Here is a 24282-nt window from a genome sequence, read left to right as displayed (position 1 = left end):
CACGCGGCCGGCGCTCCAGTGTCGGCCGCTTCCTACGCCGGACAATGGGAAGCGCTGCGACACTCGACGGTTGCCCGCTCAGCCCGAGCGGGCACCGTCTTTCCGATGTCCATTCCCCTTTTCCTGTCCGGCGGCGGCGCCGTCGGCGCGCAGCTGCGCAACCACCCCTGGACCGACACCCCGCTCGGTCCGCCGCAAACCTGGCCACCGGCGCTGCAGGCGCTGGTCCAGATCATGCTGGCCTCGAACCAGCCGATGTTCCTGGTGTGGGGGCCGCAGCGCACCTACCTCTACAACGACATCTACACGCCCATCCTGGGCGGCAAGCATCCGCAGGCGCTCGGGCGCGACGTCTTGGAGGTCTGGAGCGAGATCCGCGCCGACATCGAACCCATCGTCGACCAGGCCTATCGCGGCGAGCCGGTGCAGAGGGACGACATGGCGCTGGAGATCAACCGCCACGGCTACCCCGAGACCGCCCACTTCTCCTTCTTCTATTCCCCCATCCGCGGCCCCGACGGGACGGTGGACGGCTTCTTCTGCGCGGTCAACGAGACCACCCGGCAGGTCCAGGCACAGGAGGAGCTGCGCCGCAGCGAGGCACGCCACCGCGGCGTGCTGTCGCGCATGGACGAGGGCTTCCTGCTGCTGGACGAGGACTTCCACATCGCCGAAGTCAACGACTACACGCTGCGCCTGTGCGGGCTCGCCCGCGAGCAGATGGTGGGCCGGTGCCACTGGGAGGTGTTTCCGGGCAGCCGGGAGCTGGAAGTCGGGCGCGCCTACCTGCGGGCCATGGCCGAGGGGCGGCCCTTCACGCTCGATCACCTGTACGAATGGCCGGACGGCCGCAAGTCCTGGATCGAGCTGCGCGGCTACCGCACACCCGACGGCCTGGCGCTGTTCTTCCGCGACGTGGCCGAGCGGCGGCGCTTCGAACGCCAGGCCGCCGAATCGGCCGAGCGTGTGCAGCTCGCGCTGGACGCCGGTGCCATCGTCGGCACCTTCGTCTGGGACGTCGCGGCCGACCGCGTCGTGGCCGACGAACGCTTTGCACGCACGTTCGGGCTGGACGTTGCCGCCTGCCACGCCGGCGTGCCGCTGCAGGGTGCCTTCGCCTCCATCCATCCCGACGACCGCCAGCGCGTCCAGCGGATGGTCGCCGAGGCGATGCAGCGCGGCGGCCCGTACCGCTGCGAGTACCGCGTGATCCGGCACGACGGGCTGTACCACCCGATCGAGGCCATCGGGCGCTGCGAGCTCGACGCACAGGGGCGGCCGGTGCGCTTTCCCGGCATCCTGGTGGATGTGGAGGACCGCCGCCGCGCCGAAGCCGAGCGCGACCGGGCCAACGCCCTGCTGCGCACCTTCATCGAAGCCGTGCCGGGCGTGGTGTACGCCAAGGACCGGGACGGCCGCCTGATGCTGGGCAACCGCGGCACCGCCGAGCTGATCGGCCGGCCGCCCGAGCAGTTCATCGGCCGCACCGACCTGGAGGTGCTGGGGGACAAGCGGCAGGCTGCGGTGGTGATGGAGAACGACCGCCGCATCATGGAGTCCGGCCGCGCCGAGCAGGTCGAGGAAATCGTCCCCATGCCCGACGGCCAGGCGGTGCACTGGCTGTCGCACAAGGCACCGCTGTTCGACGCCCAGGGCGCGGTGGTCGGGCTGGTGGGCGCGTCGATCGACATCACCGATCGCAAGCGCGAGCAGGAGCGCGCGCGCACCGAGACGGAGATGCTGGACCTGCTGAACCAGACCGGCGCGCTGCTGTCCGGCGAGCTCGACCTCGACGCGCTGCTGCAAAGCGTCACCGATGCCGCCACCAAGCTCACCGGCGCGCAGTTCGGCGCCTTCTTCTACAACGGCGTCGACGCCCAGGGCGAGACCTACATGCTGTTCTCGCTCTCGGGCGCCCCGCGCGAGGCATTCGAGCACTTCGGGCAGCCGCGGCCGACGCCGATGTTCGAGCCGACCTTCCGCGGCGGGCCGCCGATCCGGCTGGACGACGTGCGCAAGGATCCGCGCTACGGCGGCTGGGGGCCGCACCATGGCATGCCGCCGGGCCACCTGCCGGTGCGCAGCTACCTGGCGGTGTCGGTGGTGTCGCGCAGCGGCGAGGTGATCGGCGGGCTGTTCTTCGGCCACCCGGAACCGGGCGTGTTCACCGAACGCAGCGAACGGCTGGCGACCGGCATCGCCTCGCAGGCCGCGGTGGCGATCGACAACGCGCACCTGTACGCCGAGGCCCAGCGTGCCGCCGCCGAGCGCACGCAGCTGCTGGAAAGCGAGCGCGCCGCCCGCGCCGACGCCGAGCGGGCCAGCACGCTGAAGGACGAATTCCTGGCCACGCTGTCGCACGAGCTGCGCACGCCGCTCAGCGCCATCCTCGGCTGGGCGCACATCCTGCGCCGCAAGACCGCCGGCGATCCGTCGCTGGCCAGGGGCATCGACGTCATCGAGCGCAGCACGCGGGTGCAGACCCAGCTGATCGAGGACCTGCTCGACATGAGCCGCATCACCTCGGGCAAGCTGCGGCTGGACATGCAGCCGATCGCGCCCGTCACCTTCGTGCAGGCTGCCGTCGACGCGGTCCGTCCGGCCGCCGAAGCCGCGCGCGTGAGCGTGCGCCTGGTGCTGGAGGAGCCCGTGGCGGCCGTGATGGGCGACTCCGCCCGGCTCCAGCAGGTGGTGGGGAACCTGCTCACCAACGCGATCAAGTTCAGTCCCGCGGACGGCCGGGTGCTGGTGCGGGTGGGGGGCGACGAGGAGCGCGTGCGCATCGAGGTCGACGACGATGGCATCGGCATCGCGCCGGAGTTCCTGCCCCATGTGTTCGACCGTTTCCGACAGGCCGACGGCTCGACCACGCGGCGCTTCGGCGGGCTGGGGCTGGGCCTGTCGATCGTGCGGCACCTGGTGGACCTGCACGGCGGCACGGTGGAGGCCCGCAGCCGCGGGCTGGGACAAGGTTCGACCTTCGTGTTCACGCTGCCGTCGCACGCCATGGCCGTGCTGCGCGGCGGCGAGGCGCAGGTTCCACTGAACGGCGTCGACGTCGACCTGCAGGGCCTGCCGGTGCTGGTGGTCGACGACGAGCCCGACGTGCTGGACCTGCTGTCGCGCGTGCTGGGCGAGGCGCGCGCCCAGGTGACCGCGGTGGCCGACGCCGAGGCGGCGCTGGACGCCTTCGCCAGCGGGCGGCCGGGTCTCCTGATCTCGGACATCGGGATGCCGGGCATGGACGGCTACGAGCTGATCCGGCGGCTGCGGCGCACGCCGCCGGCCGGTGGCGTGCGGGTGCCGGCGATCGCACTGACCGCGTTCGCGCGCCCCGAGGACCGGCAGCGCGCGCTCGACTCCGGTTTCGACGCCTACCTGTCCAAGCCGGTCGAGCCGCACGAGCTGCTGGCCCAGGTGCGGCGGCTGGCGCTGCTGCAGCGGCCCGCGGCACAGCGCTGACCTGCCAACGCGCGGCCGGCGGCATCACGGCCCGGCGCGCGCTGCCACGTCGATCGCACCGCGGCTCGCCGGCGGCTAGCTGCTGTCGCCCGTGCTGTCCGGCCCCAGCGGTTCCGTCACCTCTCAGGCCGCCTTCGGGTGCTCCCGGAAGAACCGCAGCAATTCGGCGGTGGCGTCGGGCCCGCGCATGTCGGTGTAGCTGCCGGCGCTGCTGCCGCCGCTCCACGCATGCGGCGCGCCTTCGATGCGCCAGTGTTCCGCCCGCACCTGGCCGTTGGCCGAGCGTGCCACCCGCCGCGTGACACGGCGCCCACCCGACACCGCCGGCGTGTCCTGCTGGACATCGCCAGCCGCCACGGCGCCGAAGACCTGCTCGCCGTTGACTGGGCTGACCGCGTGGTCGCCGCTGCCGTGGAACACGATGGTCGGCACGCCGGCGCCGGCCCTCGGCGCGCTGGCCGCGCCGGCCTGCATGGCCTTCAGGCCCGAAGGCAGGTCGCGCGCCGCGCCAGCGGCCAGGCCCGAATGCACGCCGACGGCGGCGAACAGGTCCGGATGCGTCTGCGCCAGGATGGCCGCCATGGCGCCACCGGCCGACAGGCCCGCCGCGTACACCCGGCGCGGATCGATCGCGTGCCTGGCCATGAGCGAGCGCACCATGCCGGCGATGAGGGCCGGCTCGCCACGTTCGCGCTGCTGGTGGCTGTGCTTGAACCAGTTCCAGCATTTCTGCGGATTGGCCTGCTTGGACTGCACCGGGTACAGCACGTAGAAGCCCTGGGCGCGGGCGGCCTCGTTCATGCGGGTGCCGGCCGCGAAGTCGTCGGCGTCCTGGGTGCAGCCGTGCAGCATCACCACCAGGGGCAGCGGTTCGGTCCCCGCGCCCGGCGGGATGTAGAGCTTGTAGTCGCGCCCGGCCGCTCCGGTGCCGCCGTGGCGGCCGGTGACGAAGGCGCCGGGGGCGTCGGTGGTGTCGCGACGTGGCGCCGGGCGCTCGGCGACGGGGGGCGGCTCGGAGCCAGTGTCCCGGGCCTGCGGCGCGCGCGCCGGACCCGGCAGGCGATGGGCGACGGCAGGGTCCGCCGACGGCACCTCGCGCGCCTCGACGTCGATGACCACGTCCTCGTTGGCCGCCGGCTCTGCCGCGCGCTGCTGGCCGCGCAGGGCGGACTGGATGAGGTGGGTGGCGCCTTGCAGGTCGCCCTCTTGCGTGAGGCGGGTCGCCTCGCGCATCAATTGCTGGAAATCGGGCATGAGATCCTTGTTTTCGCGCCGCGGGACCCGCGACAGGCGGCCCCGTCAGGCAGTTGGGTCCGCTGCAGCCGGGCGCAAGGGCCGGTGGGACAACCACGCGGCCGGGTTTGCAACCATTGCAGCACGATCCGCGCCGCGCAGGGCACCACCGGGTGGCGCCGACAGGCCGCTGTCAGGCCCGGGACACCCTTGGTGACCTCAGGTCGAGGCGATCCGTCAATGCGCCGTGAACGGGTTGCGCGTGCTGCGGCCGCGCATCCACGCCAGCGCGCTGGTCGCGAGCTGGTAGCCGGGCGAGACGCGGGTGACCGAGAAGCGCGGGCACATGGTGGCGCCGAAGCCGGCGTAGAAGCGGGCGGTGCCCTCGCTGGAGATGCCGTCGAAGTCGAACACCAGGCCGCGCCGGCTCGCGTCCTGGATGCTGCGCCAGACCAGCAGGCTGACGGCGCCGTTGTCGGCGATGCCCGGGTGCCGGGTCGACATCAGGTACCAGGCGCGGCTGGCATCCCGGACCACCAGCACTGCCGCCCCGATCACGCCGCGCTCGTCGATGGCCGCGCGGATGCAGGCCTGGCCGCGCCGCTGCGCCGCCTCGACCAGGGGCTCGACGCAGCCCAGGTCGAAATAGCTGCGCTGGCCGGCATGCCGCAGGTTGTCGGCGTACAGGCGGTGGAACTGGCCGGGGTCGTCGAGCTCGGTGGTGCGCCAGGACTTCTCGCCCTTGCGGATCACGTTGCGCGTCTTGTCGCGCATGGCGCGCCACAGCTGGTCCTGCGCCGCCGGCGCGATCTCGGCCGAGTACTGCACCGAGGCGGAGAAGCCCCGCGCCTGGAAGCCGAGCACGTCGCGCAGGCCGGGGTGGCAGGTCTGCGAAAAAAGGGCCAGGTCGGGCAGGCGCCCCGCGAGCTCCTCCATGGCGTCGATGCGGTGCAGCCACTGGTTGTTGCCGCTGCCGGTGCCGGGGTCGATCACCGGGCCCAGCAGGTGCGTCAGGTGCGGCTGCACGCTCACGCGGAAGCCCCGCCGGCGGCTCACCCGGTACGGCATCCAGGCGACCAGCCGGCCACCCGACCGCACCTCGGCCATCTCGACGGCGCCGCCGGTCGCCCGTTCCAGCCACCAGGGCTCGTGGAAGATCGTCGGCGGCGCCAGCGGCGCCAGCGGCGCCACCGGCCGGGCCGCGGTCGCGGGCGGTGCGACAGGCACCACGGGCTGGTGCGGTGGCGCCGGCCGGGTGGGGTGGTCCACGCGAGGCGCGGCCGCCGGCCGCTGCGCGGGCGGCGCGGTAGCCTGGCTGGACGAACCCGGTTGAACCCACATGCGACGGACCCCACGGCTGAAACAGCCACCGAGGCTAGCCGCGATTTGGTCAGGTCCTGGTCAGACAACGCCTCGTGCCGAGCCAGCGGCGGATGGGTTGCCGCCGATCCGCGCAAGGCGGTGGATGGGCTGCGACGCGGCCCGTCAATGCGCGGGCACGGTCCCCCTCCAGCCGCCCGTTGCCATGCCGCGCGCCTCCACCAGCTCCTTGAAGCGCCGCAGGTTGCCCCTGGCCGCCAGCTTGACGGCGCCCACGGCGGCGCCGGCCTTCTCGGCCCGGGTCTCGGGCTGGTAATCCATCTGCAGCTGTACGCGGGTGCGGTTGTCGCCCAGGCGGTGGAACGTCACCATGCCGGCGTTCGGCGTGCCGCTGGTGCTGCGCCAGGCGATGCGCTGGTCGGGGACCTGCTCGGTGATCTCGGAGTCCCACTCCTTGGCCCTGCCGGCGACGACGGCGCGCCAGTGCAGGTGCGTGTCGTCGACCTGTTCGACATGCTCCACGCTGGCCATGAAGCGCGGGAACTCCTCGAACTGCGTCCACTGGTTGTAGGCGGTGCTCACCGGCACGGCCAGCTCGATCGATTCCTCCACGCTCGAGCGGCGCGGCGTCCCGGTGCCGTGGCGCAGTTGCCGCGACAGGTAGAGGCCGCCGCCGACCAGGGCGGCCAGGCCGAGCAGCGCGAGGCCCGGATGGTGCGGCTGCATGTCCTCGTCGAACATCTCGCCGTCGAGGTCGTCCTGGCGCTGCTGGTCCAGCTGGCGCAACAGCAGCAGGCCGACGGCGAGGGCCGCCACGTGGATGGGTCTGGCTTGCATGACGCAGTCCTCCGGTTGTTGTCCGGCCGCCATGCTGGCAAAGCGGCCCGCCGCGGCGTGCAACAGCGTGCAAAGCCCGGCGCTCAGGCCCGGAGGCAGCGGCCGGCCTGCGCAGGTCGCGCCGGGCATCCCTCGGGGACAGCCGGCGTATCCGGGCCGTTGCCGAAAGTTGCCAGGAGGAGTTGCTTGACACGCCACTGCGAGGCTTGGGGCCGTGCGGCGCCGTGATCCTTGCTAGGGTGCCGGCATGAACGCGGTCCTGCCCATGCGTGCCCTGCGCCTCCTGGTGGCCTGCGCGGTCGCCGCCTGCACCGCTGCCATGGCGGCCGATGGCTGGCCGGAAGCCGCCCGGCCCGGCGCCGTCGTCCTGCTGCGCCACGCCACGGCACCCGGCACGGGCGATCCCCCGGGGTTCCGGGCCGACGACTGCGCCACCCAGCGCAACCTGAGCGAGGAAGGCCGGGCCGAGGCGCGCCGGCTGGGCGTGCTGTTCCGCGAGAAGCGCATCGCGGTCGACGAGGTGCTCACCTCGCAGTGGTGCCGCACCCGCGAAACGGCCAGGCTGGCCTTCGGCGAGAAGCTGCCGCGCGACGAGCCGGCCTTCAACTCCTTCCTCGGCCAGGCGCCCGCCCGGCGCGAGGCCCAGACCGCCGCCGCGCGCGACCTCCTGGCCAGGTGGCGTGGCCCCGGTGCGCTGGTCGTCGTGACCCACCAGTTCAACATCACCGCGCTCACCGGCATCGGCGCCGCGTCCGCCCAGGGCGTGGTGGTGCGGGCCGGGCCGGACGGCGGGCTGCAGGTGCTGGGGACCATCGAGCCCTGACCCGTGGTGGGCTGCGCACCCGGAAGCGGCCTCCCTGACGCAGAAGAAGAAGTGACGACGGGCTTCCGACCGGAAGTCCTTTCCTCCGGCCGTCTTTCGCGTTCTTCAGCGCCTTCTACGTGCGGGAGTCCGCGTCCGCGCATCCAGGGCATGCCTGGAGACCCCCCGGCAACCTGCACAGGGGCAGGGCCCGCGCCGCCTTGTCCCGCGGACGGCTCTGCAGTAACTTGCGGCGGGGCGACAGGCACCGGCACGGTGCCGCCCCATCCGGCCGCCAGCAGAGGGCCGCCCGACGGAGGACTTCCATGACGCAGACCCACCTGCTGGCGCGCGGCAGCCGTGCCGACGATGTGCCGGCCTTCAAGCGCGCGCTGGCCGCCCAGCTGGGCGACGAGGCCGCCAGCTTTCCCGGCCTGCTGGCGCCGGGCGACCTGTACGACGCCGACACCGAGGCGGCCTGCCGCCGCTGGCAGGCCGGCACCGGCCTGGTGGCCGACGGCGTGGCCGGCCCGCACGCGTTCACCGTGCTCGGCCTGCGGCAGCCGGCGGCCCTGGAGATCCGGCCCGACCTGCAGGCCGTGCGGCAGCTGTTCCCGCAGACCAAGCCGGCCAACATCGTGCGCTACCTGCCGTACGTCACCGATGCGCTCGAGGTCGCCGGCCTGCTCGACCGGGAAATGGTGCTGGCCGCGCTGGGCACCATCCGCGCCGAGACGGCCGGCTTCGTGCCCATCGCCGAATTCCCCTCGCGCTTCAACACGCTGGCGGGCCAGCCGCCGTTCAGTGCCTACGAACCCGGCACGCCGGCGGGCAAGGCCCTGGGCAACTCGCAGCCGGGCGACGGCGCGCGCTACCGCGGCCGCGGCTTCGTGCAGCTGACCGGCGCCGACAACTACGCCCGCTACACGCTGGCGGCCGGCGTCGACCTGGTCGGCCGGCCCGAGCTGGCCAACTCGCCGGAGGTGGCGGCGCTGCTGCTGGCACTGTTCCTGGCCGACCATGCGCCGGCCATGCGGGCGGCGCTGGCCACCGGGCGCTACGCCGAGGCGCGCCGGCTGGTGAACGGCGGCGCGCACGGGCTGGAGGAGTTCCGCGCCACGGTCGTGCAGGGACTGGCGTTGTGGCCGGCCCCCACCGGCGCCGGCCGGCGCCGCACCCGGTCGCAGCGGCCGGCGCTGGACGTGGTGCGCGACGCCCGCAAGGACCCGGTCGACCTGCGCGACCGGCTGTACCAGCCGCCGCCGCTGTCATTGCCGGCCCAGCATCCGCCGGCGGCCGACGTGAATACCTTGTTCCGCGACTACCGGACGCTGGTGCGCAACCAGGGCCGCGATGCCTCCTGCACCGGCTACGGGCTGGCCTGCGTGATCAACTTCGCGCGCTGGCGCCAGGCCGGCTTCGGACCGGGGCCGGAGTCGGTCAGCGCGCGCATGCTCTACAACTACGCGCGCCGCTACGACGAGTACGCCGGCGAGGACTACGGCGGCTCCAGCTGCCGCGGCGCGCTCAAGGGCTGGTTCAACCATGGCGTGTGCCTGGAGTCCGACTGGCCCGACCACCAGCGCCCGCGCTACGGCTACGCCCGGCGCGCGCTGCAGACCACGCTGGGCGTGTACTACCGCATCGACACCACCTCGATCACCGACCTGCAGGCGGCGGTGCTGCAGACGCACGCCATCTACGTCTCCGCGTACACCCACGCCGGCTGGGACGAGCTGCTGGGCAAGGCGCCCTCGACCCGCGTCCCGAGCCACGCCGCGCTGCCGCTGATCGCCTTCGACGGCGTGCCGTCACGCCAGGACGGCCATGCCTTCGCCATCGTCGGCTTCAACGAGCGCGGCTTCATCGTGCAGAACTCCTGGGGCCCGGCTTGGGGCCTGGGCGGCTTCGCGGTACTGGGATACGCCGACTGGCTGGCCAACGCGATGGATGCTTGGGTCGCGTCGCTGGGCGTGCCGGGCGTCGTGCAGGGCCGCCTGGCCGCGCCTCGCCGGGGTGCCGGCGCGGCGGCCGGGGAGGGCGTCGACCAGGGCCGCTGGTGGCTGGAGTCGCGCGCCTACGAGCACAGCGTCGTGGTCGGCAACGACGGCCGGGTCGACCGCTACGCCGGCCCCGACGAACTCACGCGCACCCTGCAGCACCAGGGCTGCGCGCTGCCCGACCGCTGGTTCCGCGACGACCCGGTGGCGGCGTCGGCGCCCACCAGGCGCCTGGTGCTGTACGCCCACGGCGGCCTGAACAGCGAGGCCGAGGCGATCGAGCGGGCCCGCGCCATGGGCCGCTACTTCACCGGCAATGGCTGCTATCCGCTGTTCCTGGTGTGGAAGACCGGGCTGGCCGAGACCCTGTGCGACCTGGTGGAGGACGCCCAGCCCGTCGCCACCCGGCGCGCCGGCGGCCTGCTGGACGCGGTGACCGAGGTGACCGACGGCATCATCGAAGGCACCCTGGGCCGCGGGGCGGGCCGCCGGGTGTGGGGCGAGATGAAGGAGAACGCCCGCTTCGCCTGCCAGCCGCGCCGCGCCGGCGACCTGCTGGCCGACGCGCTGCAGGGCCTGGCCGCCACCTGGGGCGATGCGCTCGAGATCCACCTGGTTGGGCACTCGGCCGGCGCCATCATCCTGGGCCACCTGCTCGAGCTGCTGGCCGCGCGCGGGCTGGCCGGGCGGGTCGCCTCCTGCCACCTGTACGCGCCGGCCTGCACGGTCGAATTCGCCAACCGCTACTACGCGCCCCAGGCCGGGCTGATGCAGCGCCTGTGGCTGGACATCCTGTCCGACCAGCAGGAGAAGGACGACAACGTGGCGGGCCTGTACCGCAAGTCGCTGCTGTACCTGGTGTCCAACGCGCTGGAGCCCGACCGCCGCACGCCGCTGCTCGGGCTGGAGCGGGTGCTGGACGCGGCCGACGCCGGCTGGGAAGGCTCGTCGCAGACGGCGCAGGCCCTGCAGGCCTGGCGCGATGTGTCGCGCGAGGTCGGGCTGGCCACGCGCACCGGCATCGTGGCCGTGCCGCGCGTGCCCACCCTGGCGGGCGGCGGGCCGAAGACGCTGGTGCGCGCCAGCCACGGCAGCTTCGACAACAACATCGACACCGTCGCGGCCACGCTGGCGCGCATCACCGGCGCGCCGCTGCGGCTGCCGGTGGACGACCTGCGGGGGTTCTAGGTCGCAGAAGGGGGGTCGTCATGCCGGGCTCGACCGGGCAGCCCACGCCAGGTCGCCTACCCGTCGCGACCGTGTTCACGTCCCGGGTCGTGCCGGGTCCCGGAGATGGATGGCGGGTCAAGCCCGCCATGACGGGGATGGGTGGATGCCGCGCCGCCCCCAAGTGGCGTCATGCCGGGGTCGACCCGGCATCCATCCCCGGACGCCAGACCGCCCCCGAACCAAGCGGCGTGCCGCTGAGAAGGCGGCTCAGCGCGCCGGCCGGCGACCGGTGAGCGCGAGCACGCGCTCCATCTCGTCGAGGGAGATCGGCTTGACCAGGTGCAGGTCGATGTCGGCCGCGGCGGCCCGGTCACGTTCCTCGTGGCTGCCGAACCCGGACACGGCGACGATCATGGTGTCGTGCAGCCGCGCGTCGGCGCGCAGGGCGAGGGCGGTGTCGTAGCCGTTCAGGCCCGGCATGGCGAGGTCCAGCAGCACCAGGTGGGGCACCCAGTCCTGCGTCGCGGCGAGCGCCGCCTCGCCGGTCCCCACGGCCAGCACCTCGTGGCCGTAGTGGCGCAGCAGGTCCGCCAGGGTGGTGAGGAAGTCCTCGTCGTCGTCGACGATCAGCACCCGGCGGGGCTGGTCGTGGGAAGCGGGCAGGTGCATGGATCTGTACGGTACTGCTGGACAGCCCCCGATGCTCGCCGCTCGACCGATGCCCGCGCCAGCGCGGCGACGCCTGCCCTTGACCTGGATCAACAACGAGCGCCGTGATTAGGTGTTTGGTACTCGTCTGTCTATCCGCGGCCCGTCCCACCCGAGTCAGATCTTCGGCTCCGGGCTGGCGGTCTTTTGCAGGGGGTCCTCGGCCGGCCGCAGCACGGCCAGCAGGTCGGAGGTGGTGCGCAGGATCAACTGCGCGCCGGTGACGCGCAGTTCGCGCTCGGTGCCGAATCCGCACAGCACGCCGACGCTCTGGGCGCCCGCTGCCACGGCGGTGCGGATGTCGATGGTGGTGTCGCCGACCATCAGGCAGTGCTGCGGCTCCACGCCCATGGCGGCGGCGGCGTACCGCAGCGGCTCGGGATGCGGCTTCATCCGGCGGGTGGTCTCGGCGCCGACCACCGCCGTGAAATGTCCGCGCACCCCGTAGTGCTGCAGGAAGCGCTCGATGCGCGGCACGGCGCCCGTCGAGATCGTGCACATGGGGAAGTCGCGCGCCAGCGTGACCAGCATCTCCTGCACGCCCGGCACCATGTCGTGCGGCAATTCGTCGATCGCCTCCGGGTTGCGCGTGTGGGCGGGGTCGGCGCCGCGCTGCCGGATCGCCTTCAGGCGCGCCCGCAGCCGTGACACGGGAACGTCCAGGCCCAGGGCGTCGAGCCGGGCATAGGCCGCGTGCACCGGGGTCTCGGCCGCCATCACCAGCTGCCGGGCGGTGCGTTCGGCGCGGCGGCCGCTCACCCCGGGCAGGACATCCAGCAGGGTGGCCAGCCGGGCCACCAGGTGGTCGTCGGTGTCCGCGATCGTGCCGTCGACGTCGAAGCACAGCGCACGGACACGGGTGAGGTCGAGGGCCATGGATGCACCTTAGCGGCCCGCGTGCCTGTTGTGGGCCACGCGGGGACGGTGCATTCCCGTCCATTGCTACTTATGCCTGCCTGTCAGATCTGACAGGGTGGCCGTTTCCGGCCGGTCAACCGGAAGCCGGGCAAGCGCGACCAAATCGGCATGCCGCCTTAGACTATGCGCTTGATCACGCAGTAGGGGGAGTGTCAAGTGACTGATGCCATCGTTTTTGCGTGGCGCAGTGCAGATGACTCGGGGCGCGGCCGGCCGCGCCGGTCGGTCTCGCCGGTCCCGGATCGCGCTGCCGCGATGCCGGTCCGACCCGGCCGCCGACCCATCCCTCCGATCTCCGCCGAGGCCTCGCGCCCGGCCCGGGTTTCCGTTTTTTCTTCATCGACTCCAGAGCCATCACCATGCTGACGACCCTAGACCGTGCCGTTGCCGCACGCCACGCGCCGATGCCTTTCGGCGCCACCGAGCCCCTGTCCTTCGCCGACCGGGTGCAGTTGCACCACCTGCGCACCCCCTCCGACATCGAGCAGGTGCTGCCGCTGCGCCAGGAGATCGACCTGTCGGCGCACGCCATGGGCGATGAATTCTTTCGGCTCGAAAAAAAAGAGACGAATTGGGGTTCGTCGGTGCCTTCGAAGTCGACGGTGAGCTGATCGGCACCATCCGTCTCGTTCCCATGGGCCACGGCCTGACGCTCACCGACCAGCTGGTCGAGCAGCTCGGAGACGCCGCGCCCCAGGTCCCCGGCACCCGCTGGGAGGTCGGCCGCCTCGTCCTGGCGGAGGCCCACCGGACCGACGTCGACGCCCTGCGGCGTTGCCTGTTCCTCTCCCTTGACTACGCCAGCCGGCAGACCGAGGTGCACCACCTCTTCGCGTCCTGCTCGCACGTGCTCAGCCGCCTGTACCGGCGCTTCGCGTTCTCCCCCTTCGCCGCCAACGTCCCGCTGCACGGCACCGCAAAGTCCTACACGCTGATCCACGGCCGCGCGCACGACGTGCTGCAGGCCCTCGGACGCGGCCGGGCAGCCTCCACCACGCTGCAGTGACAATCGCGGGATGACATTCTTCGGCGACCTGCTGGAGCGCTACCGCTCGTACCACCGCGCCGAGCCGGTGATGATCTGGTATGCCGGCCTGCTGGGCGCCGTGGCGTTCCCGCTGTTCTTCCTGCTGCGGTTCTCGCGCCAGGGCCTGGGCTACGACGATTTCTACCTGCGCCTGGCGGCGGCCGGCCTGTGCCTGCTGCTGATCCTGCGGCGCTGGTGGCCGGCCCGCCTGCAGCCGTACTTCTACGAGTACTCCTACGGGGTCCTGATCTTCCTGCTGCCGTTCATGTTCATGTTCACGGCGCTGAAGAACGGCGGCGACACCGCCGGCGTGGCCAGCACGCTGATGGCGGTGTTCTTCGTCATCTTCATGACCGACTGGCGCAACATGCTGCTCATGGTGGGCGTCGGCTTCTCGGCCGCGATCGGCGCCTTCTGGCTCACCGAGCCCGAGCCCTTCGTGTCGCCCGAGTACGTGGGGCGCCTGCCGACCCTGCTGCTGGTGATGGTGGGCGGCAGCCTGTTCAAGCTGGCGATGGAGCGCGCCACCGCCGCGATGGTGCGCAGCGCCTATGCCTCCATCGCCGGCTCCATCGCGCACGAGATGCGCAACCCGCTGGCCCACATCGGCCACAGCCTGGAACAGCTGGAGCAGGTGCTGCCGCCGCCCGGCGTGACCGAGCAGGCGCTGGGCCCGCGCCAGATCGATGCCCTCTACCGGCACGTGTCGGAAGGCGAACGGGCCGTGCAGCGCGGGCTGCAGGTGATCGCCATGACGCTGGACGAGGTGAACGGCAAGGCGGCCGATCCGGCCTCGCTGAAGCTGCTGTCCGCTGCCGCCGTCGTCGACAAGGCGGTGCGCGAGTTCGTGTTCGACGACGACGCCGCGCGCGAGCGCGTCACCGTCAGCGTGGAGGAGGACTTCGTCTTCCTGGGTGACGAGACCAGCTGCCTGTTCGCGCTGTTCAACCTGCTCAAGAACGCGCTGTACTACGTGTCCAGCGCGCCGCAGCTGCAGGTGCGGCTGTCGGTGGGCGGCCAGACCATCCGGGTGCTGGACAACGGGCCGGGCATCCCGGCGGCCCAGCTGTCCCGGCTGTTCGAGCCGTTCCGCTCGGTCGGCAAGAGCGGCGGCACCGGGCTGGGGCTGAGCTATTGCATGCGGGCCATGCGTTCCATCGGCGGCATGATCACCTGCGATTCGCGGCCGGGCCAGTACACCGAGTTCACGCTGCGGTTCCCGGTGGTGCCGCCCGATCGCCAGGAAGCGCACCGGCGCGAACTGTCCGACTGGCTGCGCGGCGCCCTGGCGGGCAAGCGGCTGCTGGTGGTCGACGACGATCCGGCCCAGGCCCGGGCGGCGGTGCGCAAGCTGGAGGGCCTGGAAGTCGCGATCGACGAGGCCGGCGACGGCCAGGCCGCGCTCGACCTGCTGGCCAGCCGGCGCTACGAGCTGGTGCTGATGGACATCCGCATGGCCGGCATCGACGGCTATTCGGTGGTCGAGAGGATCCGGCGCGACGGCGTGTCGCTCAACCCCGAGGTGCGGGTGCTGGCGCACAGCAGCGAGCCGGAACACCTGGCGCGCGTCAAGGCGCAGAAGGTCGGCATGGACGGCTTCCTGCCCAAGCCCTGCAGCCAGTTGTCGATGCTGGAGGCGATGGCCCAGGCGATCCGCGCGCCGCGCCACCGGCGCGTGATGGCCGCCACCCGCCCGCTGGGCGGCCGCACGGTGGTGGTGGCCGACGACAGCGCCGGCAACCGGCGCCTCGTGTCGGCCTACCTCGGCGCGGCCGGCGCCAGCGTCGTCGAGGCCGGCAGCGGCAGCCTGGCAATCCAGGCGATGCGGGAGCGCCCCGCCGACGCGCTGGTGGTCGACATCCACATGCCCGGCATGGGCGGCATCGAGACCGCAGCCGCCATCCGGGCCAGCGGCATGCCCTGGGCCGGCGTGCCCATCGTCGCCCTGACCGGCCGCTCCGATGCCGACATCCGGCGCGAGGCGCAGCAGGCGGGTGTGAGCGCGTTCCTGGTCAAGCCGGTCGAGGCCGGCGCCCTGTGCAGCACGCTCGAGGCCCTGCTGAAGCAGACGCCGGCGCCCGCCGTCCAGGTCCGGCCGGCCGCGCACGGGCTGCTGGACGAGGGGCGCCTGGAAGGCTACCGCCGCCTCGACATGCTCGACGAGGTGCTGGCCGACTACCTGCCGCGGCTGGAGGAACTGTCCGGGGCGTTCGGCCAGGCGGTGCGCTCACGCCGCCTGCAGGAAGCCGAGGAAGTTCTGCATGCCCTCCTGGGCGCGGCGGGGGAGGCCGGTGCCGCGGCCCTGCACGAGGAGGTGAGGCGCATCTACGTGCCGATCGTGGAGACGGGCGACTGGCCCCAGGGCCTGGACTGGCTCGACCGCATCGACCGGCTGGCCTCCACCAGCGTGTCGGCGCTGCGCGCCTACGGCGCCGGCCCGCAGCCGGTCACCGCCGGCTAGGCGCAGCCCGCGCCGGGCGGGCCCGGCGATCCATTCGGACACGCGGGTGCACGCGGGTCGCGTGGCTCCGGGGCCGGGGCCTATCGGTGCTTTCCCGCTCGGTCCAGGCCGGGGTCGTCACTACGATGCGGCACGCCCCATGACCGATTTCCTCCAGCTCGTCTTCTCCGGCATGGCCACGGGCAGCATCTATGCCCTGGCCGCCCTCGGCTTCACCCTGCTGTGGCAGGCCTCGGGCACCATCAACTTCGCCCAGGGCGAGTTCGTGATGCTGCCGGCGTTCGCCATGCTGGCGTTCGCGGCGGCCGGCGCGCCGCTGCCGGTGGCCTTCGTGCTGACCGCGGTGCTGGCGGTGGGCGTGCTGGGCTGGGCGTTCAAGCGCGGCATCGCCGATCCGCTGCTGCGGTTCGGGCTGATGCCCATCGTGGTGGCCACCATCGGGCTGGCGATCGCGGCGCGCAGCGGCATGCGCGCCGGCTACAGCGCCGAGGCGCACCCGTTTCCCAGCCTGTTCACCGACAAGCTGTTCACGGTGGCCGGGGTGACGGTCTCGCTGGCCGACGTCGGCACGCTGGCGATCGCGCTGGCGCTGGTGCTGGGCACCCAGGCCTTCCTCTCGCGCACCGTGACCGGCCGGGCCATGCAGGCGGTGGCGCAGAACACCGACAGCGCCACCGTGCTGGGCATCGACGTGCCGCGCATGGTGTTCTACACCTTCGCCATCAACGCGGTGCTGGCCTGCGCGGCGGCGCTGCTGGTGACGCCCACCTACCTGGCCAAGTTCGACATGGGCGAGTCGCTGGGCAACAAGGCCTTCTTCGCGGCCATCATCGGCGGCTTCAACAACAGCAGCGGCGCGCTGCTGGGCGGCATCGTCGTCGGCGTGGCCGAGAACCTGGCGGCGGCCTACATCTCGCCGGCCTACAAGGATGCCGTGGCCCTGGTGCTGTTCATGGCCGTCATCCTGTTCAAGCCGCAGGGCCTCCTCGGGCGCAAGGTGGAGCGGAAGGTCTGACCATGAGCAAGCTTTCCTGGTCCGTGCTGCTGGCGATCCTGGCCGTCCTGCTGGCCGCGCCGCCCTTCCTCAAGAACTACGGCGTCTACCTGTTCACCTACTGGCTGGTGTTCGTCATCGCCACCATGGGCCTGAACCTCACCGTCGGCTACGCCGGCCAGAAGTCGCTCGGCCACGCGGCGTTCTTCGGCATCGGTGCCTACACCGTCGCCATCCTGATGAAGGCGGGCTTCTCGTGGTGGGTCGGCCTGCCGGTCGCGGTGGCCGGCTGCTTCGCGGTCGGACTGGCGCTGGGCTTCCCGGCGCTGCGGGTGCAGACCCTCTACCTCGCGTTCGCGACCCTGGGCTTCAACACCGCCGTCTGGCTGGTGATGCGCAACGAGGAGTGGCTGACGGGCGGCACCTTCGGCATCAACAACATCGCCCGGCCGTCGCTGGCCGGCCTGCCGCTGGACAAGCCGCTGGCCTTCTACTACTTCGTGCTGGGCGTCACCCTGGTGCTGGGCGCGCTGCTGTGGCGGCTGCTGCGCTCGCCCTGGGGCAAGGCCTTCACCGCGCTGCGCGACAACCCGATCCGGGCCGAGAGCCTGGGCGTGAACACCCGCCACTACACGCTCTTGAGTTTCGCCATCGGCGCCGCGTACGCCGGCGTGGCCGGGGCGCTGTTCGCCAGCCTGGTCGAGTTCATCGAGCCGGCCGCCTTCACCGTCGGGGCGTCGATCATGATGTACCTGATGGTGGTGGTGGGTGGTGCCGGCTACTTCTTCGGCCCGCTGCTCGGTGCCGCCGTCGGGGTGCTGCTGCCCGAGTGGCTGCGGTTCGCGCAGGCCTGGTACCTGCTGGTGTTCGGCCTGTCCGTCGTCGCCCTGATGCTGTGGCTGCCCGACGGGCTGCTGAGCATCCCCGACAGGCTGCGCGAACGGCGGCTGGCGCGCGAGGCCGGCGCCGCCCGCGCCGCCGCGCCGCGCGTGGAGGCCGCATGACCGCACCGGTGCTCCAGGTCCGCGGCGTGTCGCGCTCGTACGGCGCCATCCGGGCCGTCGACGACGTCAGCTTCGAGGTGCTGCCGGGCGAGATCTTCGGCGTGATCGGGCCCAACGGCTCCGGCAAGACCACGCTGTTCAACAGCGTCCTGGGCCAGATCCGGCCCGACACCGGGCGCATCGAGCTCAAGGGCGAGGACATCACCCGGCTCGACCCGGTGGCGCTCAACCGGCGCGGGGTGGGGCGCACCTTCCAGACGCTGCAGGTGTTCGGCCGCATGACCGTGCGCGACAACCTGCTGGTGGCAGCGCAGGAGCACCACGGCTCGCTGTGGAGCCGCATGGCGGCGCCGGCCGATTCGGGGCTGGGCGGCAAGGCCGATGCCTTGCTGGCGCAGTTCCGCCTCGGCCACGTGGCGCACCGCAAGGCCGGCGAGCTGAGCTACGGCCAGCAGAAGCTGGTGGACATCGCCATGGCCTTCATGTCCGACCCCGACCTGGTGCTGCTGGACGAGCCCTGCGCTGGGGTCAATCCGAGCCTGGTGGGCGGCATCGGCACGCTGCTGCGCGAGCTGAACCGGTCGCGCCGCAGCAGCTTCGTGGTGATCGAGCACAACATGGACTTCGTGATGGACCTGTGCCACCGCATCCTGGTGATGGTGGAAGGCCGGGTGCTGGCGCTGGGCACGCCGGCCGAGATCCGCGCCAACACCCAGGTGCTGGACGCCTACCTGGGGCACTGATGGCAGCGACCACCGGCACCGGCATCGAGTTCCGCGACGTCACCGCGGGCTACGGCGACTTCATGATCCTCAACGGGTTGGACCTGCGGGCTGCTGGCGGCCGGATCACGCTGCTGCTCGGCCCCAACGGCGCCGGCAAGAGCACCGTGCTCAAGACGCTGTTCGGCATGCTGAAGGTGCGCCGCGGCAGCATCCACCTGGGCGGCCAGGACATCACCGGCGCCAGCCCGCGCGAGCTGCTCACCCGGCACGGGGTCGCCTACGTGCCCCAGGGCCGCAACCTGTTCGGCCAGCTCAGCGTGTACGAGAACCTGGAACTGGGCGGCATCGCGCTGGGCATGAAGGCCACGCGCGAGCGCATCCCGCAGGTGCTGGATCTGTTCCCGCGCGTCAGGGAGCGGCTGCACAGCGCGGCCTCGTCGCTGTCCGGGGGCGAGCAGAAGCAGCTGGAGGTGGGGCGCGCGCTGCTGCTGCGCCCACGCGTGCTGCTGATCGACGAGCCGTCGATCGGCCTGTCGCCGCTGGTGGTGCAGGACGTGTTCCGCCTGCTGCGCCAGCTGGCGGACGAGCAGGGCGTGACGGTGCTGATGGTGGAACAGAACGTCAAGAGCGCGCTGAAGATGGCCGATGACGCGATCGCGCTGGAATCGGGCCGGCTGGTGCTGCACCGGCCGGCCGGCGAGCTGCTGGCCGACCCGAACATCGAGCGGCTGTTCCTCGGTGGAGGCGCCGCGGCCGCTGCGCCCGCCGGCGCACTAGACTGGTCGGCATGAACGGCCACTTCCTTGCACGACGACCCGCCGGGCCCTGCCGGGCCTGGGCCCTGGCCTGCCTGCTCGCCGTCGGCGCGGCCGGTGCGGCGCGGGCCGCCGACGACGGCCAGGGCGCGGTGGCGCAGGCGCCCCCGCCGGCGGTCGGCGCATCGGCGCCTGCGACCGGCGGCGTGCGGCCGGCCCGGGGCAGCGCCGAGGATTGCCGTCAGCGGCGCCAGGCGTACGACAGCAGCCAGGCCTGCTTCGCGCCTTACCGGAACGCGGGCGGCGGGATCAAGCCGGAGGCCTTCGCGGCCTGCGGCCCCGAAGTGCTGGACCCCAGCGGCGACTGCGGGCCGCCGCGCAACTAGAGGACGACCGGCACCTCGGTGGCCGGCGGCGTGTTGCGGCTGCGGCCGCAGCGCACGATGCCGTCGATCATGACCATGCCGATGCCCGGCAGGTCGCCCAGCTGCACGCTCTCCAGCAGGCCCTTGCCGGCCGAGTGCTGCGCCTTGTCCATGAACACGAAGTCGGCGGCCCGGCCGACCTCGACGAGGCCGCAGTTGAGCTTGCGGATCCGGGCCGTGTTGCCGGTGGCGAAGCAGAACACCAGCTCCGCCGGGATGTTGGCCAGGCTGGACAGCATGGCGACCATGCGCAGGATGCCCAGCGGCTGCACGCCCGAGCCGGCCGGCCCGTCGGTGCCCAGGATGATGCGGTGCGGGCACTTGAGCTGCAGGGCGGCCTGGGCGGCGGCGATGGCCACCTTCTCGTTGCCGTTGTGCACGATCTCGATCGCCCGCGCCGAGCGTTCGCACAGTTCGCAGACGTGGGCCTCGGGCAACGCGGTGTGGCCGCCGTTGATGTGGCCGATGACGTCGGCGTCGGCCTCCAGCACCACGTCCTTGTCGATCAGGCCGGAGCCCGGGATGGACGGCCCGCCAGTGTGGATGGTGCTCTGGATGCCGTACTTGCGGGCCCAGGCCACCATCTGCGCCGCCTCCCGGCCGGCCTTGACCGACCCCAGGCCGACCTCGCCCAGCAGGCCCACGCCGGCATCGGCCAGGTCCTTGAAGTCCTGCTCGACCATGCCGTGCTCGATGACCGGCGCGCCGGCCAGCACCTTGACGCCGCCGGGGCGGAAGTTGTCGAACGCGCGCTGCGCCGTGATGGCCAGCGCCTTCAGGCCCACGATGTCCTTGGGCCGGCCGGGCAGGTGCACCTCGCCGGCGGAGACCATGGTCGTGACACCGCCGTTCATCGTGGAGTCGATCCAGCCCAGCTGGCCCTGGCGCGGCGTCCAGTCGCCGAACACCGGGTGCACGTGGCTGTCGATGAGGCCGGGCGCCACGCAGGTGCGGCGGCAGTCGATGGTGACGTCGGCCCGTTCCGTGTCGCAGTCGGCGGCGCGACCGACCGCGGTGATCAGCCCGTCGTGGACGACGATGGTGTCGGCGTCCAGGATGGGCCGGTCGAGGTCGCCCGAGAGCAGCAGGCCGATGTTGGTGATGGCCACCTTGCCGGACTTGCCGCTGACTGCCGCTTCTGCCATGACGTTCTCCTGAAAAGAAACCGAAAGCGGACCGCCTGGCGCTTCACGGCCGAACCGTGCGCAGCACCGATTCGACGACGAAGGCCTGCCAGTGGGCCAGCGCCTCGGGCGACTCGAGCTTCTCGCCCAGGAAGGCCGACAAGGTGTGGCGGTTGGACAGGTAGAAGTAGTTCAGCGCCGCGATCATCAGGTAGACGTCGCGGCCCGACAGGCCGGCCCGGAACACCTTCTGGCGGACGCCGGCCTCCAGCACGCGCTCGAGGATCTGGATGGCGGGCGACGAGTAGTCGCGCGCGCGCAGCGACTTGGCGATGTGCTTGCCGCGGTGCAGGTTCTCGTCGTTCAGCAGCGTGATGAACTCGGGGTTGCGCTGGTAGAACGTCCACATGAAGGTGATCACCGCGGTGAGCGCCTCCACCGGGTTGTCGCTGTCGAGCTCCAGCGTCGACTCGGCCTCGTTGAAGCGGCGGTACATGTCCTCCAGCACCGCGATGAACAGCTCTTCCTTGCTGCCGTAGTAGTAGTAGATCATGCGGTCGTACGACCGCGCGGCCTTGGAGATGGCGTCGACGCGCCCGCCCGAGTAGCCGTGCTTGGCGAACACGCGGGTCGCCGCCTTGAGGATGGCGTCGCGGGTCTCCTGGGCGGCCAGCGCGCGCACGCCCGGCTTGCCGGCAGTGGCGGTCCGGGCGGGGGAGCGGCGCGGCGCCGTGGCGGTCATTGCTCGGCGAAGGCCCGTTCGATGACGAAGTCGCCGGGCCGCGAGGTGCTGCCCTCGGCGAAGCCGCGCTCCTCCAGCATGTGCTTGAGGTCCTTGAGCATGCCGGGGCTGCCGCAGATCATCACGCGGTCCTCGGCCTGGTTCAGCGGCGGGATGTCCAGGTCGTCGAACATCTTGCCGGTGCGCATGAGGTCCGTGACGCGGCCCATGGTGCGGTACTGCTCGCGCGTGACGGTGGGGTAGTAGCGCAGCTGGCTGGTGACCAGCTCGCCCAGCACCTCGTGTGCCGGCAGGTGCTCGACCAGCAGGTCGTGGTAGGCCAGCTCGTCCTTCTGCCGCACGCCATGCACCAGCACGATCTGCTCGAACTTCTCGTAGGTCTCGGGGTCGCGCACGATGCTCATGAACGGCGCCAGTCCGGTGCCGGTGGACAGCAGGAACAGGCGCTTGCCCGGCAGCAGGTAGTCGATGAGCAGGGTGCCGGTGGGCTTGCGGCCGACGATGATGGTGTCGCCCACCTTCATGTGCTGCAGGCGCGAGGTGAGCGGGCCCTCGGGGACCTTGATGCTCAGGAACTCGAGGTGGTCCTCGTAGTTCGCGCTCACGATGCTGTAGGCGCGCAGCAGCGGCTTGCCGTTGATGCGCAGGCCGATCATGGTGAAGTGGCCGTTGGAAAAGCGCAGCGAGGTGTCGCGCGTGGTCTTGAAGGTGAACAGCCGGTCGGTCCAGTGGTGGACCTCGGTGACGGTTTCCTCGTTGAAGGCGCTCATGGCCGGGCCTCCGGCTGCGCACGCATGTGCATGGTGTGGTTCATCCTGGGGCTCCTCGCCCTCTTGCGGGGCGCGAAAGAAAATCTTGCAACCCGCCGGGCGATGGGCTAGATTTGCTGCTTCATGTTGCGTCCACTACATGAAACTGCAGTGGATCCTACATGATGGTCCCCCACCCGGCAAGCCGATCCGAAACCCTCCATTGTCCATGACCGAACACACCAAGACTGACGGGTTGCCGACGCTGGAGTCGGTGCCCGTGGTGCAGGTCCTGGAGAGGGCGGCGCCGCGCAACGAGCGCATGGCCACGGACAAGATCGAATGCAACGCCTGCCCGGTGCTGTGCCAGATCTCCGCCGGCAAGACCGGCGCCTGCGACCGCTACGCCAACGAGGCCGGCGTCCTGGTGCGGGTCGACCCGGTGGTGTTCCTGCACCGCTCGCTGGCCGCCGGCGAGGCCGCGCTGGTGCCCTTCACCACCCGCGAGGTCGACCCCACCGATCCGGCCGCCGGCCTGCTGCCCGCCGAGGGCGTGTTCGTCACCGGCATCGGCTCGTCCACCACCTACCCCGACTACAAGCCGGCGCCTTTCATCGTGGCGTCGCAGGCCGAGGGCGTCGACCTGGTCACCGTGGTCACCGAGGGCATCTTCAGCTACTGCAGCCTGAAGGTGAAGATCGACACCGACCGCTGGCTGGGGCCCGAGCAGGCCAACGTGCGCTGCAGGGGCGAGGTGGTCGGACACGTCACCACCATCGAGTACGGCTCGCAGATGCTGTCTTTGGGCGGCGTGCACCACCTCACGGGCGGCAGCAAGAAGGAAGGCCGCGTCACCTGCGACCTGATGCAGGCACTGGGCAACCGGCAGGCGGTCGAGGTCGCCATCGACGGCGGCGCGCAGGTCGTCCTGCAGGCCGGCCGGGCGCCCATCGTCAACGGCGTCGAGGAGCAGCGCATGCGCGTGGGCTGCGGCTCGGCCACCATCGGCATCTTCGCCAAGCAGTTCTTCGGCCACGCCGACGAGGTGGTGGTGGTCGACGACCACATCACCGGCGTGCTCACCCAGCACCAGGCCGGCCGCTGCCTGGGCATGCGGCCCTCGGGCATCCAGGTGCGCGGGCGCAAGTCCACCCCGGGGCGCTACTTCCAGGTGGCCAACCCGGGCACCGGCTGGGGCGGCACCGACATCGCCGACCCGCTGTCCATCGTCGAGGGCTGGGACCCGCAGGCGGCCTGGCCCGGGCTGCGGCTGCTCATGGTGTCCACCACCGGCGAGCACGCCGCCTGGTACGAGCTCGACCACGACCTGGTCCCGCGGCCGCTGCCTCTGCCGCCGGCCGTGGCGGGCACGGTGGCGCGCATCGGCGAGAACTGCGAGCCGTCGCTGTGCACGGTGCTGTTCCTCGGCGGGGCGGGGGGCAGCCTGCGCGCCGGCGTCACCGACAACCCGGTGCAGCTGACGCGGGCGATCAAGCAGGCGCTGGTCAACGTCACCTGCGGCGGTGCGCCGGCCTACGTCTGGCCGGGCGGCGGCATCACCGTGATGGTCGACGTCATGCGCATGCCCGACCACAGCTTCGGCACCGTGCCCACGCCGGCCATCGTCGCGCCCATCGAGTTCAGCATGCGGCTGGCCGACTACGAAGCGCTCGGCGGCCACATGGGCTATGTCCGCCCGCTCGAAGACGTGCTGGCGCATGGCGCCTGGCACAACGACGGCGCCCCCACCGGCCGCCGCCCGCAGGCCTTCCTGCCCGCCAACGCCTGGCCGCTGGGCATGCCGCCCATGCTGGGCTGAGGCAACG

At 72.0% G+C, this 24282-nt stretch carries 20 protein-coding genes; 12 read left to right on the top strand and 8 right to left on the bottom strand.

The genetic code is table 11. The features are described from left to right. Nucleotides 1-105 precede the first annotated feature (105 nt). Nucleotides 106-3462 (top strand): PAS domain-containing protein, encoded by a 3357-nt coding sequence (locus GON04_RS18015; RefSeq protein ID WP_157399408.1) that lies wholly within the window; start codon nt 106-108, stop codon nt 3460-3462. 123 nt (nt 3463-3585) lie between these two features. On the opposite strand, the gene GON04_RS18010 is transcribed toward GON04_RS18015, so the two are convergent. The 3 genes from GON04_RS18010 to GON04_RS18000 all read right to left on the bottom strand — a co-directional run bounded on the left by GON04_RS18010 (nt 3586) and on the right by GON04_RS18000 (nt 6852). Continuing rightward, on the bottom strand, nt 3586-4716 hold the full coding sequence (locus GON04_RS18010) for an extracellular catalytic domain type 1 short-chain-length polyhydroxyalkanoate depolymerase (RefSeq protein WP_157399407.1): 1131 nt from the start codon (nt 4714-4716) through the stop codon (nt 3586-3588). Between the two features lie 216 nt (nt 4717-4932). Beyond that, nucleotides 4933-5922, bottom strand: coding sequence for a GNAT family N-acetyltransferase (locus GON04_RS27195; protein WP_157399406.1), 990 nt, complete (start codon nt 5920-5922; stop codon nt 4933-4935). A 258-nt stretch (nt 5923-6180) separates the two neighbouring features. Further along, on the bottom strand, nt 6181-6852 hold the full coding sequence (locus GON04_RS18000; RefSeq protein ID WP_232533147.1) for an SRPBCC family protein: 672 nt from the start codon (nt 6850-6852) through the stop codon (nt 6181-6183). 247 nt (nt 6853-7099) lie between these two features. Between GON04_RS18000 and GON04_RS17995 the strand changes: the two genes are divergently transcribed. Continuing rightward, nucleotides 7100-7675 (top strand): histidine phosphatase family protein, encoded by a 576-nt coding sequence (locus tag GON04_RS17995; RefSeq protein ID WP_157399405.1) that lies wholly within the window; start codon nt 7100-7102, stop codon nt 7673-7675. A 305-nt stretch (nt 7676-7980) separates the two neighbouring features. Next, the gene (locus tag GON04_RS17990) at nt 7981-10842 is read left to right on the top strand and encodes a peptidase C1 (protein ID WP_157399404.1); all 2862 of its coding nucleotides are present in this window, start codon (nt 7981-7983) and stop codon (nt 10840-10842) included. 249 nt (nt 10843-11091) lie between these two features. Here GON04_RS17990 and GON04_RS17985 read toward each other — a convergent pair whose 3' ends face one another. Both GON04_RS17985 and GON04_RS17980 read right to left on the bottom strand, forming a co-directional pair. Further along, on the bottom strand, nt 11092-11493 hold the full coding sequence (locus GON04_RS17985) for a response regulator (protein WP_157399403.1): 402 nt from the start codon (nt 11491-11493) through the stop codon (nt 11092-11094). A 156-nt stretch (nt 11494-11649) separates the two neighbouring features. Continuing rightward, nucleotides 11650-12408, bottom strand: a complete 759-nt coding sequence (locus tag GON04_RS17980) for an HAD family hydrolase (protein WP_157399402.1) — start codon at nt 12406-12408, stop codon at nt 11650-11652. A gap of 401 nt (nt 12409-12809) precedes the next feature. Between GON04_RS17980 and GON04_RS17975 the strand changes: the two genes are divergently transcribed. The 8 genes from GON04_RS17975 (at nt 12810) to GON04_RS17940 (ending at nt 19802) form a co-directional block, all read left to right on the top strand. Next, nucleotides 12810-13061, top strand: coding sequence for a hypothetical protein (locus tag GON04_RS17975; RefSeq protein ID WP_157399401.1), 252 nt, complete (start codon nt 12810-12812; stop codon nt 13059-13061). Beyond that, complete coding sequence (locus tag GON04_RS17970; RefSeq protein WP_181653642.1) at nt 13022-13456, top strand: N-acyl amino acid synthase FeeM domain-containing protein; 435 nt, start codon at nt 13022-13024, stop codon at nt 13454-13456. Before GON04_RS17975 ends, GON04_RS17970 begins: the two co-directional genes overlap by 40 nt. A gap of 10 nt (nt 13457-13466) precedes the next feature. Then, nucleotides 13467-15938, top strand: a complete 2472-nt coding sequence (locus GON04_RS17965; RefSeq protein WP_157399399.1) for a hybrid sensor histidine kinase/response regulator — start codon at nt 13467-13469, stop codon at nt 15936-15938. Between the two features lie 139 nt (nt 15939-16077). Further along, a complete protein-coding gene (locus tag GON04_RS17960) occupies nt 16078-16953 on the top strand; it encodes a branched-chain amino acid ABC transporter permease (protein ID WP_157399398.1) in 876 nt (291 codons plus the stop codon). A 2-nt stretch (nt 16954-16955) separates the two neighbouring features. Then, entirely contained in the window at nt 16956-17936 is a 981-nt protein-coding gene (locus GON04_RS17955) for a branched-chain amino acid ABC transporter permease (RefSeq protein WP_157399397.1), read from the top strand. Then, the gene (locus tag GON04_RS17950) at nt 17933-18679 is read left to right on the top strand and encodes an ABC transporter ATP-binding protein (protein WP_157399396.1); all 747 of its coding nucleotides are present in this window, start codon (nt 17933-17935) and stop codon (nt 18677-18679) included. The genes GON04_RS17955 and GON04_RS17950 overlap by 4 nt, the downstream gene beginning before the upstream one ends. Next, complete coding sequence (locus GON04_RS17945) at nt 18679-19452, top strand: ABC transporter ATP-binding protein (RefSeq protein ID WP_157399395.1); 774 nt, start codon at nt 18679-18681, stop codon at nt 19450-19452. Before GON04_RS17950 ends, GON04_RS17945 begins: the two co-directional genes overlap by 1 nt. After that, nucleotides 19449-19802, top strand: coding sequence for a hypothetical protein (locus tag GON04_RS17940; RefSeq protein WP_157399394.1), 354 nt, complete (start codon nt 19449-19451; stop codon nt 19800-19802). The genes GON04_RS17945 and GON04_RS17940 overlap by 4 nt, the downstream gene beginning before the upstream one ends. Here the strand turns inward: GON04_RS17940 and GON04_RS17935 are convergent. The 3 genes from GON04_RS17935 to GON04_RS17925 are packed head-to-tail and all read right to left on the bottom strand — an operon-like array spanning nt 19799 to nt 22477. Beyond that, nucleotides 19799-20986: an amidohydrolase family protein gene (locus tag GON04_RS17935; RefSeq protein WP_157399393.1), complete on the bottom strand. Its 1188-nt coding sequence runs from the start codon at nt 20984-20986 to the stop codon at nt 19799-19801. The two genes, GON04_RS17940 and GON04_RS17935, sit on opposite strands and share 4 nt — an antisense overlap. Before the next feature lie 43 nt (nt 20987-21029). Then, complete coding sequence (locus GON04_RS17930) at nt 21030-21707, bottom strand: TetR/AcrR family transcriptional regulator (RefSeq protein WP_157399392.1); 678 nt, start codon at nt 21705-21707, stop codon at nt 21030-21032. Continuing rightward, a complete protein-coding gene (locus GON04_RS17925) occupies nt 21704-22477 on the bottom strand; it encodes a ferredoxin--NADP reductase (RefSeq protein WP_157399391.1) in 774 nt (257 codons plus the stop codon). The genes GON04_RS17930 and GON04_RS17925 overlap by 4 nt, the downstream gene beginning before the upstream one ends. Nucleotides 22478-22685: 208 nt before the next feature. On the opposite strand from GON04_RS17925, the gene GON04_RS17920 reads away from it, so the two are divergent. Then, a complete protein-coding gene (locus tag GON04_RS17920) occupies nt 22686-24275 on the top strand; it encodes a 6-hydroxynicotinate reductase (protein WP_157399390.1) in 1590 nt (529 codons plus the stop codon). The last annotated feature ends 7 nt before the right edge of the window (nt 24276-24282 follow it).

Origin of the sequence: Ramlibacter pinisoli (assembly GCF_009758015.1) — a bacterium.
Classification (GTDB): domain Bacteria; phylum Pseudomonadota; class Gammaproteobacteria; order Burkholderiales; family Burkholderiaceae_C; genus Ramlibacter; species Ramlibacter pinisoli.
This window is presented reverse-complemented; position numbering and strand designations above follow the sequence as displayed.

What these genes read in the sequence shown, in the direction of transcription:
- GON04_RS17985 (WP_157399403.1), bottom strand. Translation starts at nt 11,493, where the DNA reads ATGCACCTGCCCGCTTCCCACGACCAGCCCCGCCGGGTGCTGATCGTC.
- GON04_RS18010 (WP_157399407.1), bottom strand. Translation starts at nt 4,716, where the DNA reads ATGCCCGATTTCCAGCAATTGATGCGCGAGGCGACCCGCCTCACGCAA.
- GON04_RS18000 (WP_232533147.1), bottom strand. Translation starts at nt 6,852, where the DNA reads ATGCAAGCCAGACCCATCCACGTGGCGGCCCTCGCCGTCGGCCTGCTG.
- GON04_RS17960 (WP_157399398.1), top strand. Translation starts at nt 16,078, where the DNA reads ATGACCGATTTCCTCCAGCTCGTCTTCTCCGGCATGGCCACGGGCAGC.
- GON04_RS17935 (WP_157399393.1), bottom strand. Translation starts at nt 20,986, where the DNA reads ATGGCAGAAGCGGCAGTCAGCGGCAAGTCCGGCAAGGTGGCCATCACC.
- GON04_RS17925 (WP_157399391.1), bottom strand. Translation starts at nt 22,477, where the DNA reads ATGAGCGCCTTCAACGAGGAAACCGTCACCGAGGTCCACCACTGGACC.
- GON04_RS17995 (WP_157399405.1), top strand. Translation starts at nt 7,100, where the DNA reads ATGAACGCGGTCCTGCCCATGCGTGCCCTGCGCCTCCTGGTGGCCTGC.
- GON04_RS17975 (WP_157399401.1), top strand. Translation starts at nt 12,810, where the DNA reads ATGCTGACGACCCTAGACCGTGCCGTTGCCGCACGCCACGCGCCGATG.
- GON04_RS17965 (WP_157399399.1), top strand. Translation starts at nt 13,467, where the DNA reads ATGACATTCTTCGGCGACCTGCTGGAGCGCTACCGCTCGTACCACCGC.
- GON04_RS17980 (WP_157399402.1), bottom strand. Translation starts at nt 12,408, where the DNA reads ATGGCCCTCGACCTCACCCGTGTCCGTGCGCTGTGCTTCGACGTCGAC.
- GON04_RS17945 (WP_157399395.1), top strand. Translation starts at nt 18,679, where the DNA reads ATGGCAGCGACCACCGGCACCGGCATCGAGTTCCGCGACGTCACCGCG.
- GON04_RS17920 (WP_157399390.1), top strand. Translation starts at nt 22,686, where the DNA reads ATGACCGAACACACCAAGACTGACGGGTTGCCGACGCTGGAGTCGGTG.
- GON04_RS17940 (WP_157399394.1), top strand. Translation starts at nt 19,449, where the DNA reads ATGAACGGCCACTTCCTTGCACGACGACCCGCCGGGCCCTGCCGGGCC.
- GON04_RS18015 (WP_157399408.1), top strand. Translation starts at nt 106, where the DNA reads ATGTCCATTCCCCTTTTCCTGTCCGGCGGCGGCGCCGTCGGCGCGCAG.
- GON04_RS17950 (WP_157399396.1), top strand. Translation starts at nt 17,933, where the DNA reads ATGACCGCACCGGTGCTCCAGGTCCGCGGCGTGTCGCGCTCGTACGGC.
- GON04_RS17930 (WP_157399392.1), bottom strand. Translation starts at nt 21,707, where the DNA reads ATGACCGCCACGGCGCCGCGCCGCTCCCCCGCCCGGACCGCCACTGCC.
- GON04_RS17990 (WP_157399404.1), top strand. Translation starts at nt 7,981, where the DNA reads ATGACGCAGACCCACCTGCTGGCGCGCGGCAGCCGTGCCGACGATGTG.
- GON04_RS17955 (WP_157399397.1), top strand. Translation starts at nt 16,956, where the DNA reads ATGAGCAAGCTTTCCTGGTCCGTGCTGCTGGCGATCCTGGCCGTCCTG.